This is a genomic window from Pseudomonas sp. MWU13-3659, assembly GCF_023757525.1.
Classification (GTDB): Bacteria; Pseudomonadota; Gammaproteobacteria; order Pseudomonadales; family Pseudomonadaceae; genus Aquipseudomonas; species Aquipseudomonas entomophila_E.
The window spans coordinates 1-901 of record NZ_JAMSHW010000089.1 but is presented as its reverse complement, the minus strand read 5'-3'; the positions used below and the strand labels follow the sequence as shown (position 1 = coordinate 901).

The window sequence follows — 901 nt, the reverse complement described above, 5'->3', positions numbered from 1 at the left end:
AGTGACCGACAGGCCCTGGGCATTGGTCAGGGTCACGGTGTAGGTGACTTGGCCGCCTTCTGAAACCGTGGTCTTGTCGGCGGTCAGGGTCGCGACGACTTCGCTGGTGGTGTCAGTGATCTGCACGGTGGCCGAGCCACCCAGTTCCAGGTTCTCGAAGGTCTTGCCAGCGACTGCGGCGTCAGTGATGCCGATGGTCAGCGGACCTGCATCCTTGAAGACGTCTTCACCTTGCGCCGGCGCTTTGTACTCGACCTGGGTCTGACCAGCCGGAATAGTGACCTTGTCGCCGTTGGACAGGGTGACGGTCAGGTCCTGGTCGAGTTTCTGGCTGACCTTGACGGTGAACGAAGGCTGCTGGGCCTCGTTAACATCGCCGTTGCCGACGATGGTGACGGCGACTTTGTCGCCTTCGTTGCCGGTGCCCGGGGTGCCGGTGCCTGGCTCGTCGGTGACGGTGGTGGTGACAGTGTTGTCACCGAGGGTCAACTTCTCGAAGTTGTCCGCGCCGGTAACCGACTCCAGTTTGTTGACAATCGAAGGCTGGCCGCCGACGAACACGTCGTCCGGCGCATTGATGGTGAAGGTGCCAGTGGCGCTGCCCGCAGGCACGGTGACCTTGGTGCCATCGCTCAGGGTGAAGGTCAGGCCGTTATGGCCGGTGACCGACAGGCCCTGGGCGTTGGTCAGGGTGACGGTGTAAGTGATTTGGCCGCCTTCGCTGACAGTGGTCTTGTCGGCGGTCAGGGTCGCGACGACTTCGCTGACGGTGTCGGTGATCTGCACGGTGGCGGAACCGCCGAGCTCCAGGTTTTCGAAGGTCTTGCCGGTGACGGTGGCATCAGTGATGCCGACGGTCAGCGAGCTGCCGTCCTTGAATACGTCATCGCCTTGAGCCGCA

The 901-nt window shown here is 62.6% G+C and carries 1 protein-coding gene; it reads right to left on the bottom strand.

Annotated elements, in window-relative coordinates:
- On the bottom strand, positions 1-901 hold a 901-nt coding region (locus tag NGM28_RS28420; protein ID WP_252092548.1), incomplete at both ends, for an immunoglobulin-like domain-containing protein.